This window comes from Mycolicibacterium boenickei, assembly GCF_010731295.1.
Taxonomy (GTDB): Bacteria; Actinomycetota; Actinomycetes; order Mycobacteriales; family Mycobacteriaceae; genus Mycobacterium; species Mycobacterium boenickei.
Genome location: NZ_AP022579.1, coordinates 5,845,680 through 5,864,742 on the forward strand (window position 1 = coordinate 5,845,680; position 19,063 = coordinate 5,864,742).

General features: G+C 67.1%; 26 protein-coding genes. 14 read left to right on the forward strand and 12 right to left on the reverse strand.

Going from position 1 to position 19,063, the window contains the following annotated elements; translation table 11 throughout:
* Nucleotides 1-104: 104 nt before the first annotated feature.
* Nucleotides 105-1,247, reverse strand: a complete 1,143-nt coding sequence (locus G6N57_RS27965; RefSeq protein ID WP_077743481.1) for a PucR family transcriptional regulator — start codon at nucleotides 1,245-1,247, stop codon at nucleotides 105-107.
* A gap of 126 nt (nucleotides 1,248-1,373) precedes the next feature.
* Here G6N57_RS27965 and G6N57_RS27970 point away from each other — a divergent pair, with 126 nt between their 5' ends.
* The 3 genes from G6N57_RS27970 to G6N57_RS27980 are packed head-to-tail and all read left to right on the forward strand — an operon-like array spanning nucleotide 1,374 to nucleotide 3,933.
* Entirely contained in the window at nucleotides 1,374-3,002 is a 1,629-nt protein-coding gene (locus G6N57_RS27970) for an acyl-CoA carboxylase subunit beta (RefSeq protein WP_077743480.1), read from the forward strand.
* Nucleotides 2,999-3,262 (forward strand): acyl-CoA carboxylase subunit epsilon, encoded by a 264-nt coding sequence (locus tag G6N57_RS27975; protein ID WP_077743479.1) that lies wholly within the window; start codon nucleotides 2,999-3,001, stop codon nucleotides 3,260-3,262. Before G6N57_RS27970 ends, G6N57_RS27975 begins: the two co-directional genes overlap by 4 nt.
* Nucleotides 3,263-3,294: 32 nt before the next feature.
* Nucleotides 3,295-3,933, forward strand: a complete 639-nt coding sequence (locus tag G6N57_RS27980) for a Maf family protein (protein WP_077743478.1) — start codon at nucleotides 3,295-3,297, stop codon at nucleotides 3,931-3,933.
* 5 nt (nucleotides 3,934-3,938) lie between these two features.
* On the opposite strand, the gene G6N57_RS27985 is transcribed toward G6N57_RS27980, so the two are convergent.
* A complete protein-coding gene (locus G6N57_RS27985; RefSeq protein WP_162564021.1) occupies nucleotides 3,939-4,616 on the reverse strand; it encodes a histidine phosphatase family protein in 678 nt (225 codons plus the stop codon).
* A gap of 243 nt (nucleotides 4,617-4,859) precedes the next feature.
* On the opposite strand from G6N57_RS27985, the gene G6N57_RS27990 reads away from it, so the two are divergent.
* The 3 genes from G6N57_RS27990 to G6N57_RS28000 all read left to right on the forward strand — a co-directional run bounded on the left by G6N57_RS27990 (nucleotide 4,860) and on the right by G6N57_RS28000 (nucleotide 6,451).
* Complete coding sequence (locus tag G6N57_RS27990; RefSeq protein ID WP_234793531.1) at nucleotides 4,860-5,087, forward strand: hypothetical protein; 228 nt, start codon at nucleotides 4,860-4,862, stop codon at nucleotides 5,085-5,087.
* A gap of 63 nt (nucleotides 5,088-5,150) precedes the next feature.
* Nucleotides 5,151-6,038, forward strand: a complete 888-nt coding sequence (locus G6N57_RS27995) for a sulfurtransferase (RefSeq protein WP_077743476.1) — start codon at nucleotides 5,151-5,153, stop codon at nucleotides 6,036-6,038.
* Nucleotides 6,039-6,040: 2 nt separating this feature from the next.
* Nucleotides 6,041-6,451, forward strand: coding sequence for a SufE family protein (locus tag G6N57_RS28000; protein ID WP_077743475.1), 411 nt, complete (start codon nucleotides 6,041-6,043; stop codon nucleotides 6,449-6,451).
* Between the two features lie 16 nt (nucleotides 6,452-6,467).
* Here the strand turns inward: G6N57_RS28000 and G6N57_RS28005 are convergent, their stop codons facing one another.
* A complete protein-coding gene (locus tag G6N57_RS28005) occupies nucleotides 6,468-7,031 on the reverse strand; it encodes a DUF6199 family natural product biosynthesis protein (RefSeq protein ID WP_077743474.1) in 564 nt (187 codons plus the stop codon).
* A 218-nt stretch (nucleotides 7,032-7,249) separates the two neighbouring features.
* On the opposite strand from G6N57_RS28005, the gene G6N57_RS28010 reads away from it, so the two are divergent.
* From G6N57_RS28010 to G6N57_RS28025, 4 genes are all read left to right on the forward strand, one after another.
* Entirely contained in the window at nucleotides 7,250-9,043 is a 1,794-nt protein-coding gene (locus tag G6N57_RS28010) for an acetyl-CoA carboxylase biotin carboxylase subunit (RefSeq protein WP_077743473.1), read from the forward strand.
* A 92-nt stretch (nucleotides 9,044-9,135) separates the two neighbouring features.
* Complete coding sequence (locus G6N57_RS28015; protein ID WP_077743472.1) at nucleotides 9,136-9,468, forward strand: hypothetical protein; 333 nt, start codon at nucleotides 9,136-9,138, stop codon at nucleotides 9,466-9,468.
* Nucleotides 9,465-10,454 (forward strand): malate dehydrogenase, encoded by a 990-nt coding sequence (locus G6N57_RS28020; protein ID WP_077743471.1) that lies wholly within the window; start codon nucleotides 9,465-9,467, stop codon nucleotides 10,452-10,454. Before G6N57_RS28015 ends, G6N57_RS28020 begins: the two co-directional genes overlap by 4 nt.
* A 109-nt stretch (nucleotides 10,455-10,563) precedes the next feature.
* Nucleotides 10,564-11,313, forward strand: coding sequence for an SDR family oxidoreductase (locus G6N57_RS28025; RefSeq protein ID WP_077743470.1), 750 nt, complete (start codon nucleotides 10,564-10,566; stop codon nucleotides 11,311-11,313).
* 7 nt (nucleotides 11,314-11,320) lie between these two features.
* On the opposite strand, the gene G6N57_RS28030 is transcribed toward G6N57_RS28025, so the two are convergent.
* The gene (locus tag G6N57_RS28030) at nucleotides 11,321-11,866 is read right to left on the reverse strand and encodes a nucleotidyltransferase family protein (protein ID WP_077743469.1); all 546 of its coding nucleotides are present in this window, start codon (nucleotides 11,864-11,866) and stop codon (nucleotides 11,321-11,323) included.
* A 197-nt stretch (nucleotides 11,867-12,063) separates the two neighbouring features.
* Here G6N57_RS28030 and G6N57_RS28035 point away from each other — a divergent pair, with 197 nt between their 5' ends.
* Entirely contained in the window at nucleotides 12,064-12,486 is a 423-nt protein-coding gene (locus G6N57_RS28035) for an STAS domain-containing protein (RefSeq protein WP_077743468.1), read from the forward strand.
* On the opposite strand, the gene G6N57_RS28040 is transcribed toward G6N57_RS28035, so the two are convergent.
* Both G6N57_RS28040 and G6N57_RS28045 read right to left on the reverse strand, forming a co-directional pair.
* The gene (locus G6N57_RS28040; protein ID WP_234815821.1) at nucleotides 12,457-13,179 is read right to left on the reverse strand and encodes an RNA polymerase sigma factor SigF; all 723 of its coding nucleotides are present in this window, start codon (nucleotides 13,177-13,179) and stop codon (nucleotides 12,457-12,459) included. The genes G6N57_RS28035 and G6N57_RS28040 overlap by 30 nt on opposite strands.
* Before the next feature lie 26 nt (nucleotides 13,180-13,205).
* Nucleotides 13,206-13,640, reverse strand: a complete 435-nt coding sequence (locus G6N57_RS28045) for an ATP-binding protein (protein ID WP_077743466.1) — start codon at nucleotides 13,638-13,640, stop codon at nucleotides 13,206-13,208.
* 166 nt (nucleotides 13,641-13,806) lie between these two features.
* On the opposite strand from G6N57_RS28045, the gene G6N57_RS28050 reads away from it, so the two are divergent.
* Entirely contained in the window at nucleotides 13,807-14,352 is a 546-nt protein-coding gene (locus tag G6N57_RS28050) for a DUF6328 family protein (RefSeq protein WP_077743465.1), read from the forward strand.
* Here G6N57_RS28050 and G6N57_RS28055 read toward each other — a convergent pair.
* Nucleotides 14,320-15,306: an LLM class F420-dependent oxidoreductase gene (locus tag G6N57_RS28055; RefSeq protein ID WP_077743464.1), complete on the reverse strand. Its 987-nt coding sequence runs from the start codon at nucleotides 15,304-15,306 to the stop codon at nucleotides 14,320-14,322. The genes G6N57_RS28050 and G6N57_RS28055 overlap by 33 nt on opposite strands.
* A gap of 50 nt (nucleotides 15,307-15,356) precedes the next feature.
* On the opposite strand from G6N57_RS28055, the gene G6N57_RS28060 reads away from it, so the two are divergent.
* Nucleotides 15,357-15,701 carry a hypothetical protein gene (locus tag G6N57_RS28060; RefSeq protein WP_077743463.1) on the forward strand — a complete coding sequence of 115 codons (345 nt, stop codon included), beginning with the start codon at nucleotides 15,357-15,359 and terminating at the stop codon, nucleotides 15,699-15,701.
* 63 nt (nucleotides 15,702-15,764) lie between these two features.
* On the opposite strand, the gene usfY is transcribed toward G6N57_RS28060, so the two are convergent.
* From usfY to G6N57_RS28080, 5 genes are all read right to left on the reverse strand, one after another.
* On the reverse strand, nucleotides 15,765-16,073 hold the full coding sequence (gene usfY / locus G6N57_RS28065; RefSeq protein ID WP_036440358.1) for a protein UsfY: 309 nt from the start codon (nucleotides 16,071-16,073) through the stop codon (nucleotides 15,765-15,767).
* Between the two features lie 200 nt (nucleotides 16,074-16,273).
* Nucleotides 16,274-16,531, reverse strand: coding sequence for a DUF7218 family protein (locus G6N57_RS28070; protein ID WP_065514747.1), 258 nt, complete (start codon nucleotides 16,529-16,531; stop codon nucleotides 16,274-16,276).
* A 20-nt stretch (nucleotides 16,532-16,551) separates the two neighbouring features.
* On the reverse strand, nucleotides 16,552-16,707 hold the full coding sequence (locus tag G6N57_RS31740; RefSeq protein ID WP_097926350.1) for a DUF6131 family protein: 156 nt from the start codon (nucleotides 16,705-16,707) through the stop codon (nucleotides 16,552-16,554).
* A 7-nt stretch (nucleotides 16,708-16,714) separates the two neighbouring features.
* Nucleotides 16,715-16,948 carry a hypothetical protein gene (locus G6N57_RS28075; RefSeq protein ID WP_077743462.1) on the reverse strand — a complete coding sequence of 78 codons (234 nt, stop codon included), beginning with the start codon at nucleotides 16,946-16,948 and terminating at the stop codon, nucleotides 16,715-16,717.
* Between the two features lie 30 nt (nucleotides 16,949-16,978).
* A complete protein-coding gene (locus G6N57_RS28080) occupies nucleotides 16,979-18,307 on the reverse strand; it encodes an MFS transporter (RefSeq protein ID WP_234815817.1) in 1,329 nt (442 codons plus the stop codon).
* A gap of 25 nt (nucleotides 18,308-18,332) precedes the next feature.
* Here G6N57_RS28080 and G6N57_RS28085 point away from each other — a divergent pair, with 25 nt between their 5' ends.
* Nucleotides 18,333-19,058: an ArsR/SmtB family transcription factor gene (locus G6N57_RS28085; RefSeq protein ID WP_407665955.1), complete on the forward strand. Its 726-nt coding sequence runs from the start codon at nucleotides 18,333-18,335 to the stop codon at nucleotides 19,056-19,058.
* Nucleotides 19,059-19,063 lie beyond the last annotated feature (5 nt).

Consider the following 19,063-nt stretch of genomic DNA (forward strand, 5'->3'; position numbering starts at 1 on the left):
TGGGCTGCATCGCAATCTTGGCCAATGAGGTGATGGCCGTCACCAGCCATACGTCGGTCTATTGAGCGAATTCCCCCGACAGTTGTCGGGCAGATAGCGCGCGCCTAGAGCAGGTCCGCGTCGGCGAGTTCCGCCGACGACATCGCGATCCGCCGGACCATGAGCACCAGGGTGCCCAGGAAGCGGTCCACCGGTTCTTCGAAATCCCATCCCATCGCGGCCTGCACGCGTGCCAGCCGGGCCGCGACCGTGCTGTGGTGCACGTGCAGTTCGGCGGCCGTCCGCCGCAGCGAGCCGTAGACGAAGAACGCCTCGGTGGTCTGCACATCCAGGTCTCCGGCAGGCGTCGACGCAATCTCGTTGATACGAGCCACATCTCGATTGCGTCGCACGCGGTCGATCGGGAGGTCGGCCAGCAGCTCCAGCGAGCTCAGCCGCTCATAGGCCACCACGCGCCTGCCGAATCCCGTCGATGACGCGAACCGCAGCGCGCGAATGGCCTCATGCCACGAGGTCGACGCGCTGAAAGCGTTTCCCACCGATCCGATGCCGATCCACGGGCCCGAGGCGGTGCCGATGTTCACCACCGCCGGAAACTGCTCGACGATCAGGCGCTCCAGCCGATCCGACAGTTCGGTCATGTCGAACGACCCCTGACACACGATGGCGGTCGCGTTGCCGATCACCGCCGAGCGCACCGTGGGCGCGGCCAGCTCACCGGTGACGAGGCGCACGGTCTCCCGCGGGGAATGCCCGGATGCCGCCAGCACGCACGTCGGCCTGGTCTCGTCGAGCCCCAGCAGCCGGATCGCCCGGGCCCGGTCTTCGCGATGTTCCTTGGCCGACAACACCACCTCGAGGAGCGCGGGATCGCCCAGATGCGGGGTACCGCTCACCCCGGTCCGCACCGCGACGCGACCCACCAGCCGGCGCAACCGGTCGAGGAGCACCGCGTCCAACGGGTGACCGGATCCGCCACGTTCCACCCAGACCACCGTCTCCTGGTCGTTCGGTGGCGGCACGGCCCCGTCCTCGATCGGATCGAGACGACCCGACGCGTCGTAACGGACGACGGTTCCTCCCGGCCACCGGACACCAACGGGGCATCCAGCGATCAGTGCGGCAAACCGCACGGCCGCGTCCGCGTTGACCTCCTGCTCCTCCAGCGCGTCGAACTGGGCGACGAGCCGCAGCACCGATGCGGGATCGGTGCCCAGTTCGGACAGCACAAGCGGCCCGGTGGTCATGGTCGAGAGCGTAGGCCCATGGCCCGGCGCGCCGTCAGGCCACAGCACACAACCACCACCGCAGTGACGCGCGCCACGTCCACCTCTCTTAGACCAGTCTTAGGGTTACCGATAACATCGTGACCCATGACGAGCGTTACCGAGCCGTCCGCCGAGCACCAGGTGGACATCCACACCACTGCAGGCAAGCTGGCTGATCTCAAGAGGCGGGCCGAGGAGACGCTGCATCCTGTCGGCGAAGCCGCCGTGGACAAGGTGCACGCCAAGGGCAAGCTGACCGCCCGTGAGCGCATCCTTGCCCTGCTCGACGAGGGTTCGTTCGTCGAACTCGACGCGCTGGCCAAGCACCGCAGCACCAACTTCGGCCTGGAGAACAACCGGCCGCTGGGTGACGGTGTGATCACCGGGTACGGCACCATCGACGGCCGCGACGTCTGCATCTTCAGCCAGGACGCCACCGTGTTCGGCGGCAGCCTCGGCGAGGTCTACGGCGAGAAGATCGTCAAGGTCCAGGAGCTGGCCATCAAGACCGGCCGCCCGCTGATCGGCATCAACGACGGCGCCGGTGCCCGCATCCAGGAGGGTGTGGTCTCGCTCGGCCTGTACAGCCGGATCTTCCACAACAACATCAAGGCCTCGGGTGTCATCCCGCAGATCTCGCTGATCATGGGTGCCGCGGCCGGTGGCCACGTCTACTCCCCGGCGCTGACCGACTTCATCGTCATGGTCGACCAGACCAGCCAGATGTTCATCACCGGACCGGACGTCATCAAGACCGTCACCGGCGAGGACGTCACCATGGAGGAGCTGGGCGGCGCCCACACCCACATGGCCAAGTCCGGCACCGCGCACTACGTCGCCTCCGGTGAGCAGGACGCCTTCGAGTACGTCCGCGATCTGCTGAGCTACCTGCCCCCGAACAACTACGCCGAGCCGCCGCACTACCCGGTGGCCCCGGCCCAGGGCTCGATCGAAGAGACCCTGACCGATGAGGACATCGAGCTCGACACGCTGATCCCGGATTCCCCGAATCAGCCCTACGACATGCACGAGGTCATCACCCGGATCCTCGACGACGACGAGTTCCTCGAGGTGCAGGCCGGTTACGCAGGCAACATCGTGGTCGGCTTCGGCCGGGTCGACGGCCGCCCGGTGGGCATCGTGGCCAACCAGCCCACCCAGTTCGCCGGCTGCCTCGACATCAACGCCTCGGAGAAGGCCGCCCGGTTCATCCGGACCTGCGACTGCTTCAACATCCCGATCGTCCTGCTGGTCGACGTCCCGGGCTTCCTGCCCGGCACCGACCAGGAGTACAACGGCATCATCCGGCGCGGCGCCAAGCTGCTCTACGCCTACGGTGAGGCCACGGTCGCCAAGGTCACCGTCATCACCCGCAAGTCCTACGGCGGCGCGTACTGCGTGATGGGTTCCAAGGACATGGGCGCCGACGTGGTGGTGGCCTGGCCGACGGCCCAGATCGCCGTGATGGGCGCCTCGGGCGCGGTGGGCTTCGTGTACCGCCAGCAGCTCAAGGACGCCGCTTCCAAGGGTGAGGACGTGGACGCGCTGCGCCTGGAGCTACAGCAGACCTACGAGGACACTCTGGTCAACCCCTACATCGCCGCTGAGCGCGGATACGTCGACGCGGTCATCCCGCCGTCGCACACCCGCGGCTACGTGGCCAACGCACTGCGACTGCTGGAGCGCAAGATCATCCAGATGCCGCCGAAGAAGCACGGGAACATCCCACTGTGAGCGAGGCGAGTGTGGCCGAAGAGACTGCGGCCGAAGACGTCAAGACGGATCACGAGGCACACATCAAGGTGCTGCGCGGTCAGCCCACCGACGAGGAGATGGCCGCGCTGATGGCCGTCCTCGGCACCGCCGGTGGCGGCGCTGCCGAGCCCGCGGTGCGCGACCGCAATCTGTGGGGCCACCCGGTGGACAAGCTGCGCTACTCGATCTTCAGCTGGCAGCGGGTGACGCTCCTGGAGCGCACCCACATGCGGCGCTGATGAGCGCTTGCGCGAAGAAGAGACAGCACTGAATGACCCGGGTCGTTCTCGGTTCGGCATCGACAGGCCGGCTTGGCGTTCTGCGCCAGGCCGGCCTCGATCCGTTGGTGGTGGTGTCCGGCGTCGACGAGGACGCTGTGATGGCATCGTTGGCCGGCGCCCCACCGGAAAAGGTGGTGAGCGGACTGGCCGCGGCCAAGGCCGACGAGGTGTTCACCCACCTGCCCCCGGCGATCGCCGGGGACTGTGTCGTCATCGGTTGCGATTCGATGCTGCTGCTGGACGGGCAGCTGTGCGGCAAGCCGGGAGATGTCGAGACCGCGCGCAAGCAATGGCAGGCGATGTCGGGCCGGACGGCACAGCTGCATTCGGGCCACGCCGTGCTCGTCGTGCGTGACGGTGCCGTCGCGCATCGCGTCGCCGATACCGGTATCACCGCGGTTTATTTCGGTTCACCCTCAGAGGCGGACCTCGAGGCATATCTCCAGAGTGGCGAACCGCTCGGTGTCGCAGGCGGTTTCACGCTCGACGGGCTGGGCGGCTGGTTCATCGACGGTATCGACGGAGACCCGTCCAATGTGATCGGGTTGAGCCTGCCGCTGCTGCGCCGGATGCTCGCCTCGGCTGGGGTGTCGATCGCCGATCTGTGGTCGTCCCACCCCCAGCGCTGACCGACTCACCCGACAGCTGACCTCGGCGGGGTCATGATGTTGGGCGATTCCGTGTGGATGCGGTCCAGGGTCGTGGCCGGCTTCAAGCCGGGCGGGAAGCCCGAGCCGGCTGGATAGATCGTGACCCGCCAGATGCTGTTCAGGTCGTTTTCGGTGAAGCAGGTCTTGTCCGGGCACGGCACACATTGCCCGTTGGGACTGCAGCCTTGGACGACGGGAATTCCCAACTTGTTGATGATGCGGTAGATGTTCTCCGTGTTGCCTCCCACCAGGGCCGTGCTGCCGGCGGGGAGTCCCGTCACGGCTTGCACGATCGGTTCTACCGCGGCTTCGGTGGGGGTGGTGGGATCCCCGTTGGGCAGCTGCACGACCGGCAGGCCGAGCGGATCCGCCGTGTAGGACACGGTCTGCTTCGATCGCAGGGCACTCGACGAGTAGACGTTTGTGAACTTCACATCGCGGAGCACCGTGTGAACGGCCTTGCCGTGGCGTATGCCGTTGGCAGACAAGGGCAAAGCCGGGTCACTGAATACGGGTTCCCCGTGCTCGACGATGTAGACGACGATCGGCCCCCTGTCGGGCGCTGCCTCCGCGACGCCGGCCGGCCCGGCCAGGTGCAGCGCGCCCGCGAGCGACATGACGGCAGCAATCTTGCCTGCGGCGGCGACCATTCGTGCGGCCATGGATCGCACCTCCTCTCGCATCGGGAAGCTACCGATGGCACCGCCCACGCCCTCACCCGGATCTCGTTGAGTAGGACCACTATTCGGTAACGCCGCAGTGCCGATGCCGGGTCGGCCGGGCCGGCCAACGGTGTCGACCGTTGTTTCCCGTGGGGCTGCAGTGACCAAATTGCAACCTTTTCGAGAAGGCGGCGCGCCGCGTCGATACCCGAATAGTCTCAACCACGGGTTGACACTGGGCCGATGCCAGTCGAAGAAACAATGTGGGATGTTCGCGTCGGACGCGACTTCGAGACAAGCGATCTGGAGCGGCTGCGCGCCGCATTCGCCGACATCATCGCCAAGCGCCTGTCCCCGGGCAAGAGACTGCTGCGGGTGGTGACCTGGTCTCAGAACGGCGGCTCACTCTTCCGCGCCAACAACGGCGCCCGCCGCTTCGCCGTCGCCTACGAGGTGGCATTCACCGCATAGCCGGGACGCCGGACATGAGCACTGCCCCGCCGCGAATATCCGGACCGACGGTACGCTCTTGGTGTGCCGCTGCCTGCTGATCCCAGCCCCACTCTTGCCGAGTACGCCCATCCGGAGCGCCTGGTCACCGCCGACTGGCTGGCCAGCAACCTGGGTCGGCCCGGCTTGGCCATCGTCGAGTCCGACGAGGACGTCCTGCTCTACGACACCGGCCACATCCCGGGCGCGGTGAAGATCGACTGGCATCTCGACCTCAATGACCCCAATGTGCGTGACTACATCAACGGTGAGCAATTCGCCGAGTTGATGGACCGCAAGGGCATCGGCCGCGACGACACCGTCGTCATCTACGGCGACAAGAGCAACTGGTGGGCGGCCTACGCACTGTGGGTGTTCACCCTGTTCGGCCACCCTGACGTGCGCCTTCTCGACGGCGGGCGCGATCTGTGGGTCTCCCACGGCCGCGACACCACCCTTGAGGTGCCCACCCGGCAGTCCAGCGGCTACCCGGTGGTAGAGCGCAACGACGCCCCGATCCGCGCCTACCGCAACGACGTGCTCGACATCCTGGGCAAACAGCCGTTGATCGACGTCCGCTCGCCCCAGGAGTACACGGGCGAACGCACCCACATGCCCGACTACCCGGAGGAAGGCGCGCTGCGCGGCGGGCACATCCCCACTGCCAAGTCGATCCCCTGGGCCAAGGCAGCCAGGGACAGCGGGCAGTTCCGCAGCCGCGCCGAACTCGAGGACCTCTATGGCTTCCTCAAGCCGGACGACGAGACGGTGGTGTACTGCCGGATCGGCGAGCGCTCGAGCCACACCTGGTTCGTGCTGACCCATCTGCTGGGGTTGCCCGGGGTGCGCAACTACGACGGCTCGTGGACCGAATGGGGCAATGCCGTGCGGGTCCCGGTTGCCGTCGGCCCGGACCCGGGCGAAGCCCCGTGACGATGCCGGCCGCCCTGGCAGAGGTCGTCTCCGACTTCCAGGAGGTGGCCGGCCAGGACAAGTTGCAGCTGCTGTTGGAGTTCGCCAACGAGTTGCCGCCGTTGCCCTCCCACCTCGAGGAGGCGGCCATGGAGCCGGTTCCCGAGTGCCAGTCACCGCTGTTTCTGGACGTCGACGCCTCCGACCGGGACAAGGTTCGGCTGTACTTCAGCGCTCCCCCGGAGGCCCCGACGACGCGCGGGTTCGCCGCGATCCTGGCGGAGGGCCTGGACGGCCAGTCGGCCGATGACATCCTGGCGGTGCCCGACGACTTCTACACCGCACTGGGCCTGGCCGCGTTGATCAGCCCGCTGCGGCTGCGCGGTATGTCGGCGATGCTGACGCGGATCAAGCGGCGGTTGCGCGCGGCCTGAGGCCGCCGGAATCCGGTCAGCTCCGCGGCACCCGATTCCCCGGCCCGACGCCGGAAACCTCGGTACCGGCCTTGTCTGCGATGGGGCCGTCGGTGAGAACTGTTGTGCCGTCGGTGATTTTGCCCCATCTGCTGGTCATCGCCCGCACCTCCGGGCTTCCGGTTCGACACCCCGCCTTGTCTGCGTCAGGCCCGCCACCGGCATCGGACCAACGCAGCTTCACGTTCACCGTCACCGTGGAGGTACCCAGGCGGGACAACGCGGGGACCACCTGACAACCCCCGGGCGGCTGGCTCGACGAAGTCCCGTCGTCGAGCTGGACGCCCTTCTCAGCCGCCTTCTGCTGCGCCTCGGCCTCCTGCTCCCGTTTCTCGGCCGCTGACATCGACAGGGAATCGGAGATGACCACGCTGCCCATGACCAAAGCCAGGCAGATCAACAGCACACCGCTGGCACGGGTCATCCCGTAGGACAGATCGCTCGGCTCGTTGGCTTCTGGATGGCGGAACTTCCACGACTGGGTGGCCCACCAGATACCTTTGGGTCCGGCCACCATGACTCCGCCGACCAACACGCCCACGACGATGAGAATCCACGGACCAACAGTAATGGCGTCGGGCAGCCGCTCGGTGCGGGAATTTCGGGCCTCCAACAGGACTGATGTGACACCCGTTAGATTCGGTGTGAAACCTACTCACCGGTAACCGATACCGGATTGGGAAGCCTCAAGGTGCGGCGCATAAACTGCCCGCGATAGATTCTTAAAGACGTTTCTTAGAGAACTGCCGAGGAGGCACCGTGGCCAACCACGCCAGCTCAAAGATCTCCAAGGTGCTGGTCGCCAATCGCGGGGAGATCGCGGTACGGGTGATCCGCGCCGCCAAGGACGCTGGGCTTGCCAGCGTGGCCGTGTATGCCGAGCCCGACGCCGATGCACCGCACGTGCGGCTCGCCGATGAAGCTTTCGCCCTGGGGGGCCAGACCTCAGCCGAGTCCTACCTGGTCTTCGAGAAGATCCTGGACGCTGCCGCGAAGTCCGGCGCCAACGCCATCCACCCGGGTTACGGCTTCCTGTCGGAGAACGCCGACTTCGCCCAGGCCGTGCTCGACGCCGGGCTGATCTGGATCGGGCCCAGCCCGCAGTCGATTCGCGACCTCGGTGACAAGGTCACCGCGCGCCACATCGCCGCGCGTGCCCAGGCACCGCTGGTGCCGGGCACCCCGGACCCGGTCAAGGACGCCGACGAGGTCGTCGCGTTCGCCAAGGAGTACGGCGTGCCGGTCGCGATCAAGGCCGCCTTCGGCGGTGGCGGTCGCGGCATGAAGGTGGCCCGCACCATCGAGGAGATCCCCGAGCTGTTCGAGTCGGCGACCCGTGAGGCCGTCGCCGCGTTCGGTCGCGGCGAGTGCTTCGTCGAGCGCTACCTGGACAAGCCGCGCCACGTCGAGGCCCAGGTGATCGCCGATACCCACGGCAACGTGGTCGTCGCCGGCACCCGCGACTGCTCGCTGCAGCGCCGCTTCCAGAAGCTGGTCGAGGAGGCCCCGGCGCCGTTCCTGACCGACGCGCAGCGCAAGGAGATCCACGAGTCCGCCAAGCGCATCTGCAAGGAGGCCGGTTACTACGGTGCAGGCACCGTCGAGTACCTGGTCGGCCAGGACGGCCTGATCTCCTTCCTGGAGGTCAACACCCGTCTGCAGGTGGAACACCCGGTCACCGAGGAGACCTCGGGCATCGACCTGGTGCTGCAGCAGTTCAAGATCGCCAACGGCGAGGCGCTGGACATCACCGAGGATCCGACCCCGCGCGGTCACTCGTTCGAGTTCCGCATCAACGGCGAGGATGCCGGCCGCGGCTTCCTGCCTGCCCCCGGCCCCGTCACCAAGTTCGAGGCCCCGACGGGCCCGGGCGTCCGGATGGACTCCGGTGTGGAGAGCGGCTCGGTCATCGGCGGCCAGTTCGACTCGATGCTGGCCAAGCTGATCGTCACCGGCGCCACCCGCGAAGAGGCCCTGGCCCGCTCGCGTCGCGCCCTCGCCGAGTTCAACGTCGAGGGTCTGGCCACCGTCATCCCGTTCCACCGCGCCGTGACCGCCGACCCGGCCTTCATCGGCGACGGCGAGAAGTTCGACGTGCACACCCGCTGGATCGAGACCGAGTGGGACAACACGGTCGAGCCGTTCACCGGTGGCGATCCGATCGAGGAAGAGGACACCATTCCTCGCCAGACCGTGGTCGTCGAGGTCGGCGGCCGTCGCCTCGAGGTGTCGCTGCCCGGTGACCTGGCGCTCGGCGGTGGCGGCGGCGCTGCCCCCGGCGTCGTCCGCAAGAAGCCCAAGGCCCGCAAGCGTGGCGGCGGCGGCGCGACGGCGGCTTCGGGTGACTCGGTGACCGCACCGATGCAGGGCACCGTGGTCAAGGTGGCCGTCGAGGAAGGCCAGGAAGTGTCCGCGGGCGACCTCGTGGTGGTCCTGGAGGCCATGAAGATGGAGAACCCGGTGACGGCGCACAAGGACGGTGTCATCACCGGCCTGGCCGTCGAGGCCGGTGCCGCCATCACCCAGGGCACCGTGATCGCCGAGATCAAGTAGCGCCCAGTCTTTTTCCGCGAGGCTGTAGCCACCACACCCGGTGGCTGCAGCCTCGCGGTGTTTCAGGGGACCGGCTATGGAACGCTGGTCCCGTGGAACCTGTGGAGATCAACAACGGCCAGTGGTATCTGCGCGGGCTGCGCGCCGACGACCGGGTCGACGACCGGCCCGCGCTCACCGACCTCGGCGAAGAGGACCTGGACTACGTTCACGACGCCGCCGACGGCTGGGCCGATGACACCCGGTACACCTGGGCGGTGTGCGAACCGACCACCGGCGAGCTGCTCGCCGAGGTCATCCTGGATCCCGTCACGGGATTCCTGAGCAGCCGGGGCCGTCCCGGTTTCGAGGACGCCGCGGCCATCTCGGAGGACACGGTGCGGCGCTACGCGACGCAGGTGCTCGGGCTGGAGGTGCACACGTGAGCCCGACTCCCAAGATCGTGACCGTTACCGGCGCCGCGGGCCAGATCGGCTATGCCGCGCTGTTCCGGATCGGCGCGGGCGCCCTGCTGGGACGCGACGTGCCGGTGAAGCTGCGCCTGCTGGAACTGCCCTCGGCGATCCGTGCGGCCGAAGGCGTGGTGATGGAGCTGGTCGACAGCGCCTTCGACGGGCTGGTCGACATCGAGATTCACGACGATCCGGTGCGGGCGTTCGACGGCGTCGACGTCGCGCTGCTGGTCGGGGCGCGGCCGCGCAGCAAGGGCATGGAGCGTGCCGATCTGCTGGCCGCCAACGCCGCGATCTTCGCCGAATCGGGCAAGGCCCTGAACGCCGGCGCGGCCAACGACGTGCGCGTCGTCGTGGTCGGCAATCCGGCGAACACCAATGCGCTGGTGGCCTCGGCCCACGCGCCCGACATTCCGGCTGAGAGGTTCACCGCGCTGACCCGGCTCGACCACAACCGGGCAGTCGCCGCCCTCGCCACCCACGCAGGTGTGCACGTCACCGACGTGTCCCGGGTGACCGTGTGGGGCAACCACTCCCCGACCATGTACCCCGACATCTTCCACGCAGTCGTCGACGGGCGGCCGGGCTCGGAGTTCGCATCGGACACCGACTGGCTGACCCACGACTTCATCCCGACGGTGGCCACCCGCGGTACCGCGATCATCGAGGCGCGCGGCACCTCGTCGGCGGCATCGGCTGCCAACGCCGCCATCGATCACGTCCGGGACTGGGTCGACGGCACCGACCCCGATGACTGGACGTCGGTGGCGCTGCCGTCTCCCGGTGTCTACGGGATCCCCGAAGGTGTGGTCGCCTCCCTGCCGGTGCGCGCGGTCGACGGCGTGTGGGAGATCGTGGAGGGCTTGGAGGTCAACGACTTCTCGCGGGCCCGGATCGACGCGTCGGTGGCCGAACTGCTCGACGAGCGCCACGCGGTCGAACGGCTCGGTCTGCTGTAGTCCGTCGGCGGCTTTCACCCACCGTGAATCGTGCGGAATAAGCAGGCCGGCAACCCGGACCGCACGGTGTGGGCGCTCAGCCGCACTGCGAGCTTCTAGCCTCGGGCGCATGCCACCTCATCCTTCGGCACACCCGTTCGCAGGCCGCAACATCGTGCTCGTCGGCGGTGGCTCGGGCATCGGTCTGGCTACCGCCCGCCTGGTCACTGCGGGGAAGGGCACGGTCGTGTTGGGCGGGCGCACGCCCGAGCGGCTGGCCGCCGCCGCGGCAACCCTCGGCCCGCAAGCCAGTTGGCATCAGGTCGATACCGCTGACCAGGATTCGATCGACGCGTTCTTCGATTTCGTCGGTACCAGGCTCGGCTCCGTCCACGGCCTGTTCACCACCGCCGCCGACTACCTGACCGGTCCGATGGCCGGGCTCAGTGTCGAACAGGCGGCCACGGTGTTCGACTCCAAGTTCTGGGGGCAGTACCGCGTGGTCAAGTCGGCGATTCCGGTGCTGAGCCCTGACGCCGCGATCGTGCTGATGTCGGGTGCCGCCAGTGCCCGCCCGGCCGCGATCGCTCCTGCTTACAGCGCGGCCAACGCGGCGATCGAAGGCCTGGCCCGCGGATTGGCTGTGGAATTGGCGCCGGTGACCGTCAACGCAATCGCCCCTGGCACGGTCGAAGGCAATCTGTGGAGCCAACGTGATCCCGCGATCCGGGAACAGGCGTTCGGCGCCTATCGCGACGCCTCCACCATCGGACGGTTGGCCGACGAAGATGAGATCGCGCAGTCGGTGGGCTATCTGCTGAGCAGCCGGATCACTACCGGTTCCACCCTTTTCCCAGACGGGGGTTACGCCTTCCGCTGACGTGCGGTCAGCGTTCGTCGATGTCGAGACCAGTGGCCAGGTCACCGCATTCCACGGCGATGACGTCGTCGCGGCCACCGAGGAACGCCCGGGCGCCCTGGTCGCCGTGCAACGTGGCAGCCAGCGCCGCGACGTGTCTGCGGGCCAGTACGACCGGATGGCCGGGACGGCCGTCGTAGCGGGCACGGGCCAGACCGGAACCCGCGCCGCGTGCCGCGTCCAGCACCCTGGCCACGACGGCGGCGCCGACGTCGGGAGTGTCGACGGTGTGCAGGACAACCCACTCGGCGTCGCCGACGGCGTTCAGCCCTTCGCGCACCGACGCGCTCATGCCGTCGGCCCAGCGGGTGGCCACCACCGCGCGGGCCGGCTCAGGCACCTCGACCACGGCGGCGCCGAGCACCACGATGACGTCGTCGCAGCCACCGCGGTCGAGCGCGCTGACCGCGTGGACGAGCCAATCACCGGCATCAGCAAGAACTTTCGGCATCCCGAAGCGGCTGCCCGCACCGGCGGCCAGCACCACCCCGGCAACCGCGTCGGCCTTCGACATGGCAACAAGTCTGACCTGGAACTATAAGAATCCACTCAGACAAATTGTCCGATGACCTTGATGGCGGTAGGGTCCTTTACAGGTTGAGTTCACAGCCGCAGCGAGCGTCATCGACATACGCGCGGGAACTCGCACCGCTGTCGATTGGCGCCGCACCAACAGTACGAATACGTGTATTACGACTGATGGAGCCACAAATGACCGTCTTTTCGACGAGCGCACTGATCGACCGGACCGACGAATCGCCAGCCACATTCGCCACCCGCTGGCTGCCGCCGACAACGGCGGTGATCAGCGCTCACGGCGAAATCGACGCCGTCAACGCAGGCGACTTCGCCGACTACGCGTTGCGGCATACCGGCAAGGCCGAGCGAGTCGCGGTCGACCTCACCGATGTCCAGTTCTTCGGCACCGCAGGGTTATCCGCGCTCACAGCCATCGACGAGCGCTGCTCGGCCACCGACACAGACTGGGTTTTGGTGCCCAGCAAGGCAGTCAACCGATTGCTGCGCATCTGCGATCCGGATTCCGCGTGGCGCACGTGCTACAGCGTGGCCGCGGCGCTGTCCACGCTGAACGGCAAGACCCCGCTACTGCAGCTGGTCGCGAAGTCGCGCTAGCGATTTCGCGAGCAGTCGCGATACGTGCATCTGCGAGACACCGACCCGCTCGGCGATCTGCGTCTGCGTCATGGATTCGAAGAACCGCAGGATCAACACCGTCCGCTCCCGCTCTGGAAGTTGAGCGAGCAACGGCCGCAGTGTTTCTCGATTGTCGATTCGATCCAGGCCGGCGTCCAGATCGCCGAGCGTGTCGACTATCGCGGGGGCATCTTCGTCGCCCCCGCCGCCGCTGTCGATCGACAGGGTGTTGTACGAGCTGCCCGCGACCAGACCCTCGATCACCTCTTCGCGGTCCATGTCGAGTTCCTCGGCGAGCTCCGAGGCGGTCGGGGCACGGCCCAGCCGCTGGGACAGCTCCGCAGTCGCCGCGCCGAGGCGCAGGTGCAGTTCCTTGAGCCGGCGCGGCACCTTCACCGACCAGCTGTTATCGCGGAAGTGGCGCCGGACCTCCCCCATGATCGTCGGCACCGCGAATGACACGAAGTCCGACCCGGCCTCGACATCGAACCGGTTTATCGCGTTGACGAGTCCGACTCTGGCCACCTGGACCAGATCTTCACGCGGCTCACCGCGACCGTCGAATCGCCGCGCGATGTGGTCGGCGAGCGGCAGGCAGCGCTCGACGATCCGCTCGCGTTGACGTTCGCGAGCCGACGAGTCTTCGGACAGTCCGCTGAGTTCGCGAAACATCTCGCGAACGTCCGCATATTCCGACGTCACCGCAGCAGGCTCGCTCGCCTCGTTGTCAGGGTGATTCCGAATACCTGGCCGGTGTCGGGCCCGTCACCGTCGGCGAAGGTCTTCACCTCGTCGGTCAGGGAACTCAGCACATGCCAGCTGAAGCTGCCCGGCTCGACCACCGCGGCACCCGTACAGGTGGTGGAGGCGGTGATCACCACCGATTCCTCGTGCGGGTCGACGACCAACTGCAGGCTCGAATCCGGGACCGCGGCCCTGATCAGTGCGGTGCAGGCTTCGTCCACCGCCAATCGCAGATCGGCGACGACATCGAAATCAAGGTCCTCGAAGGCTGCGACCGCAGCGACGAGTGTGCGCACTACGGCCAGGTTCTCCAGCCTGGCCGCGACCCGAATCTCCACCGACCGATCCCCGCGGTGCAGCGGCTTGGGTTGGCCTTGTTCGTCGGCCATCTCACCTCCCGACATCTCGGATCGACAGTATTCCAGCTGGGACCCTCGTCTCACGAGACCTGCCGTTCCTTCCTGCGCCCTGACAGGGCCCCGCCTGGGACCCCCGCCAGGGATGCCCATCGCGACGCAGCCCGAAACCTGTGTTCGACGTGGGATTATCGACGATATGGATGCGGACCACCCCGAGCTGGATCAGCCCTGGGACCAGACCGCGCGCCAGGAGACGGAAGCCGAACGGCTGGACCGCAACTGGAGCAGCCTGCTGCAGGAGCTGCGGGTGGTGCAGACGGGCGTTCAGTTGCTCACCGGCCTGCTGCTGACTTTGCCGTTCCAGGAGCGGTTCTCGATGCTCGACGAGCCCATGCGCGTCCTTTACCTCGTGACGGTGGCATGCTCCGCCGCGGCCACCGCACTGCTGGTCGCCCCGGTTGGCATGCACCGCATCCTGTTCCGCAGGCACCGGTTGAACCTTCTGGTCTCCGCCGCGCACCGGTGTGCATTCGTCGGGCTGGTGTTGCTCGGGCTCGCGATGGCCGGGGTGACCGAGTTGATCTTCGACACCGTGGCCGGGCGCCAAGCCGGGTTCGTCGCCGGGGCCGTCGCCCTGGTGACGTTCGTGGGTGTCTGGCTCGTGTTGCCGCTGGCGATGAGACTGGGGCATCCGATGTCGACCGGCGGCTCAGTCGAACTCGGCACGCAGCGCAGCCAATAGCGGTCGTGCCGCCTGGTCGAGGAATCGCTGTTGGCCCTCGTCACCGATCTGAACAAGGGCGATATCGGTGAATCCCGCTTCGAGGTAAGGAGCCACGGCCGCGGCGATCGCGTCCAGGTCCGGCCCGCACGGGATGGCCGAGGCGACGTCCTCCCGGCGCACGTATCGGGTGGCCGCGGCGAAACCGGCGGGCGTCGGTAGGTCCGCGTTGACGGCCCAGCCGCCGCCGAACCAGCGGAACTGGTCATGGGCCCGCTCCACCGCGGCGTCCCGGTCTGGGTCCCAGCACACGGGCACCTGTCCGATCACCCGGCCCTCGGGCAGTACCCCGGTGGCCTGCCGACGCTGCTGCCAACCTTCGACGATGGCGCGGTCGGGTGCGACGTTGATCAGGTGGTCGGCCGCGACGGCGAGCTTCTCGACCGACTTCTCGCCGGTCATGGAGACGGCAATCGTCACCGGGACTTCCGGGACATCCCATAACCGCGCCGAGTCCACCTCATAGAACTCGCCTCTGAAGTCGATGAGGTCGCCGCTGAGCAGTTCGCGGATCAGCTTGATCGCCTCGGCCAGCATGTCGAGGCGGCGCTCGACGGTCGGCCAGCCCTGCCCCACGACGTGTTCGTTGAGGTTCTCCCCGCTGCCGAGGCCGAGGGTGAACCGGCCGTCGGCCAGGATCTGCACGGTGGCGGCCTGCTGGGCGACGATCGCCGGGTGGTACCTGATCGTCGGGCACGTCACGTACGAGTACAGCTGCACCTTCTCGGTGGCGTGCGCCACCGCGCCCAGTACGGGCCAGGCATTGGGCGCGTGCCCCTGGCTGGCCAGCCACGGGCTGTAGTGGTCACTGCTCACCTCGAAATCGAAGCCTGCCTGCTCTGCTGACACCGCGTAGTCGACGAGCTGCCGTGGGCCGCTCTGCTCGGTCATCAGGGTGTATCCGAATCTGGCCATGGCGCTGGGATACCCGTGCAGAATGCCGCGAAACTGGGTATGCGAACGCCATGACCGAATCACAGACTCTGCAGACAGAGCACACCGGCGAGCGGCGGATGAGGATCTCGATCACCTGGGTTCTGGTGGTGTTGACCATTCCCGCGGCGGTCGTGGTGTTCCTCTACGGCATGGGGGCGGTGATGGGCATGGCCGGGTGTACCGGCGACGTGTGTGCGAGCAAAGGGCCGGGAGAATTCTGGTTCGGGATCCTGTTCTACGGCGCGCCTGTGGTACCTGTGGTCACGATCGCCGTATCGATCTTCACCTCGCGGATGCGTTACGGCATCCTGGTTCCGATTGCCGGATTGGCATTGTTGGCAATCGATTTCGCGGTTCTCGCGCTCACTTTCTGAGCCCGGACCCCACCGCGAGACAGGGACCCGGCCGCACAGCGGCCGGGTCGCTCGGCGCGGACCTCAGCTGCTCGGCCGCTGCCGCATCACGCCGGGATGATCGGTGTACCAGCGGTCCTCGATACGCCGCACCCTCATGTGTTCCAGGGCCAGCCACATCGATCCGATGACGAATCCCGCCGCAGACAGCGTGCCCACGGTCAGGCCGACATCGGAGTGGCCGGTGGCGAACGCCGCCAGGGTGCCGACGAACAGCACCAATCCCACCAGGATCAGTACCAGCGCAGGCATGATGACGTTGTCCTTCATCGACTCGCCGGCATGCGGCCGGGTTGTCCGAGCGTGATCAACTGGATCTTTTGGGCCGTGCATGGCTGCTCCTTCCCGCCACTTCTCGCCCCACCTGCCGTGCATGGGCTGACTCCACGGTAGAACTCCTGAGCTCCTCTGGCGAGGAAAACACCATGATCATCTGCAGTAGCTCTCTCCGCGCTTCCGCGAAATGCCCTGAGCAGGGCATACGGCCCCGCCATGCGGCGGGGCCGTGAGCGAGGCCGTCCCGGACCGGGCAATCAGTGGTTCCTGAGCATCCCGATCAGTTCGCGCTTGTTCTTGTCGGAATATCCTTTGATCCCAAGCTCTTTCGCCCGGCCACGAAGATCGTCGACGGTCCAGTCGTCGTAGGAACCGGACTCGCCGCCCGCGCGGCCGACACTCGAACGGCCTCTGGCGGCCGCGGCGTTGGAGATCCGCGCTGCTTTCTCCTTCGAATTGCCTTCGTCGCGCAGCTCCTCGTAGAGCTTCTCGTCCTTGATCGACGGATTGGGCATCAGTTCCTCCTTCGTTGTGATCAGTACCAGCTGCGCCGCCCGGCGACCGGCCGTCCGATGGCGCCGAGCAACCAGAACACGCCGCCGATGACCAGCAAGATCACGCCGATCACCCACAGCAGGTAGATGTTGAAGAGCAAGCCGAGGATGAGCAGAATTGCCCCGAGAACAATCATGGCAACCTCAATTCACCGCGGCGACGGGAACCATCGCGCTGGGTTGTGGCAAACGACACTCGTCCACCTTCGGATTGACGCCCGCATAGTTGAGCGGGCCGGCGAGGACCGTCAGCGCTATGGCGCCTGCGGTCGCGCAGTTAGCTGATCCACCATGGAAATAGTCGCGCTGCCAGGCCGCCACCACCCCGATGATCAGCCAGATGAGCACGAGTGTTCCAAACAATCCACCAAGTCTCATGGCATGCGATGTACCCGGCTGACGCGCGGGTCAAACATTCGGGCAAACCTGGCGTTTCGGTTGGTCGGTGATCCAGCGGGCGGCCAGCAGTCCGGAGCCGGCGGTGAGCATTGCCGCGGCCACCACCGTGGCGTTGAGGTTGACGGCGTCGGCCAGCACGCCGGCGACCAGTGCGCCCGCCGCATAGCCGATGTCACGCCAGAACCGGTAGGCGCCCAGGGCATTGGCACGCCAGGACGGGTGGGCGTGGTCGGAGATCGACGCGATCAGTGCCGGATAGACCATCGCGGTACCGATACCCAGCGCGGTGGCCGAGGCGATGCCTGCCGCCAGGGGCCAGCTGAGCAATGCCAGGGCGAGCACGAATCCCAGCGACTGGACCAGCATGCCCCAGACGATCAGTGGTTTGCGCCCGATCCGATCGGCCAGGTGGCCGGTGGGGATCTGTCCAAGCCCCCACAGCAACGGGTATAGCCCCTTGATCAGCCCCACCGCGGCCAGGCCCAGGCCGTGGTCGATGAACAGCAGCGGGAACACACCCCAGGTGAGGCCATCGTTGAGGTTGTTGATCAGCCCGGCCTGGCTGGCCCCGCGTAACCGCCGATCGGTCCACGACGTCGTCGCGAAGGTTCTCCAGAATCCTTGCGGGTCACCGTGTTCGGGGTGCGGGTGCTGCGACAGCTCGAGTGCGACGTGGGCCGCCGTGTCGCGGACGATCAGCGACAGGCCCAAGCCGGCGACGACGAACACCACCCCGATCAGTTCGGGTACGGGCCGCAGTCCGTAGACCGTCGCCAGATAGCCGGTCAGCAGAGCCGTGACACCCACCGCGGCGTAGCCTGCCGCCTCGTTCAGGCCGGTGGCCAGCCCACGCCGTTGCGGGCCGACCAGATCGATCTTCATGTTGACCGTCATCGACCAGGTCAGGCCCTGGTTGAGCCCGAGCAGCACGTTCGCACCGATGATCCACCACCACGACGAACCCCAGGCCAGCATGAACGGCACCGGGACACCGACCGCCCAACCGGCCAGCAACAACTGCTTGCGGGTGAACCGCGCGGTGAGCGCGCCGGCGGCGAGGTTGGTCAGCGCCTTGGTCAGGCCGAAGGCGATGATGAACGCGAAGACCGCGAGATCGTTGGTCAGGCCGAATACGTCGGTGCCGATCACGGGCACCGTGGTGCGTTCCAGGCCGACAAGACCGCCGACGCAGACGTTGACGATCACCAAAAAGCTGAATTGCAGCCAGTTTTCGCGCAGCCCGAGCCGTACCTGCCTGTGCCCGGAATGGATGGTGTCGGTCATCGCATGCCCGTACCCGTTCTCCTGACCCGACGCCGCGCCGAGCCGTGGCGGCATCCTGAGTCCGAGGCTACACTATTCCATGGAAAGGTGGAATATGCAGGTAAGGGAGAAATCACCGGCGAAGCTACGGCTCTACGAAGCCTTCGCCGCATCCGGCAAGGCACTGTCGAACCCGTCGCGGCTGGAACTACTCGACCTGCTGAGCCAAGGTGAGCGCACCGTCGATTCCCTGGCCAGGGCCGCCGGGCTGAATCTGACCACCGCGTCCGCGCATCTACAGACCCTCAAACAGGCCGGATTCGTCGCCACCCGACGCAGCGGGGCCAGGATCTACTACCGGCTCTCGGGCGATGACGTGGCGGAACTGTTCGCGCTGTTGCGCAAGGTCGCCGAGGCCCACCAGCCCGGGGTGCCCGCGGCCCGGGACGGCTACCTGCTGTCCGGCAATCCCGAGAGCGCGGTGATCGGGACGATCGATCGGGATCAGCTTCCCGAGCGAGTCGCCGGCGGCGCCGTGATTCTCGATGTCCGGCCGGCCGAGGAATACCGGGCGGGACACATACCCGGCGCCGTGTCGATCCCGGTCGACGAACTCGGCGAGCGCATCGGTGAACTGCCCACCGACACGGACATCGTGGTGTATTGCCGCGGCGAATACTGCGTCTTCGCCTACGACGCCGTGCGGCTGCTCTCCGAACACGGCCGCCGGCCGATCCGGCTGAACGACGGCATGCTCGAATGGCGCCTCGCGCAGCTGCCGGTGACTGTCGCGCCCGACCAGGATCTCGACGCCCAGCATCGGTAAGCGTA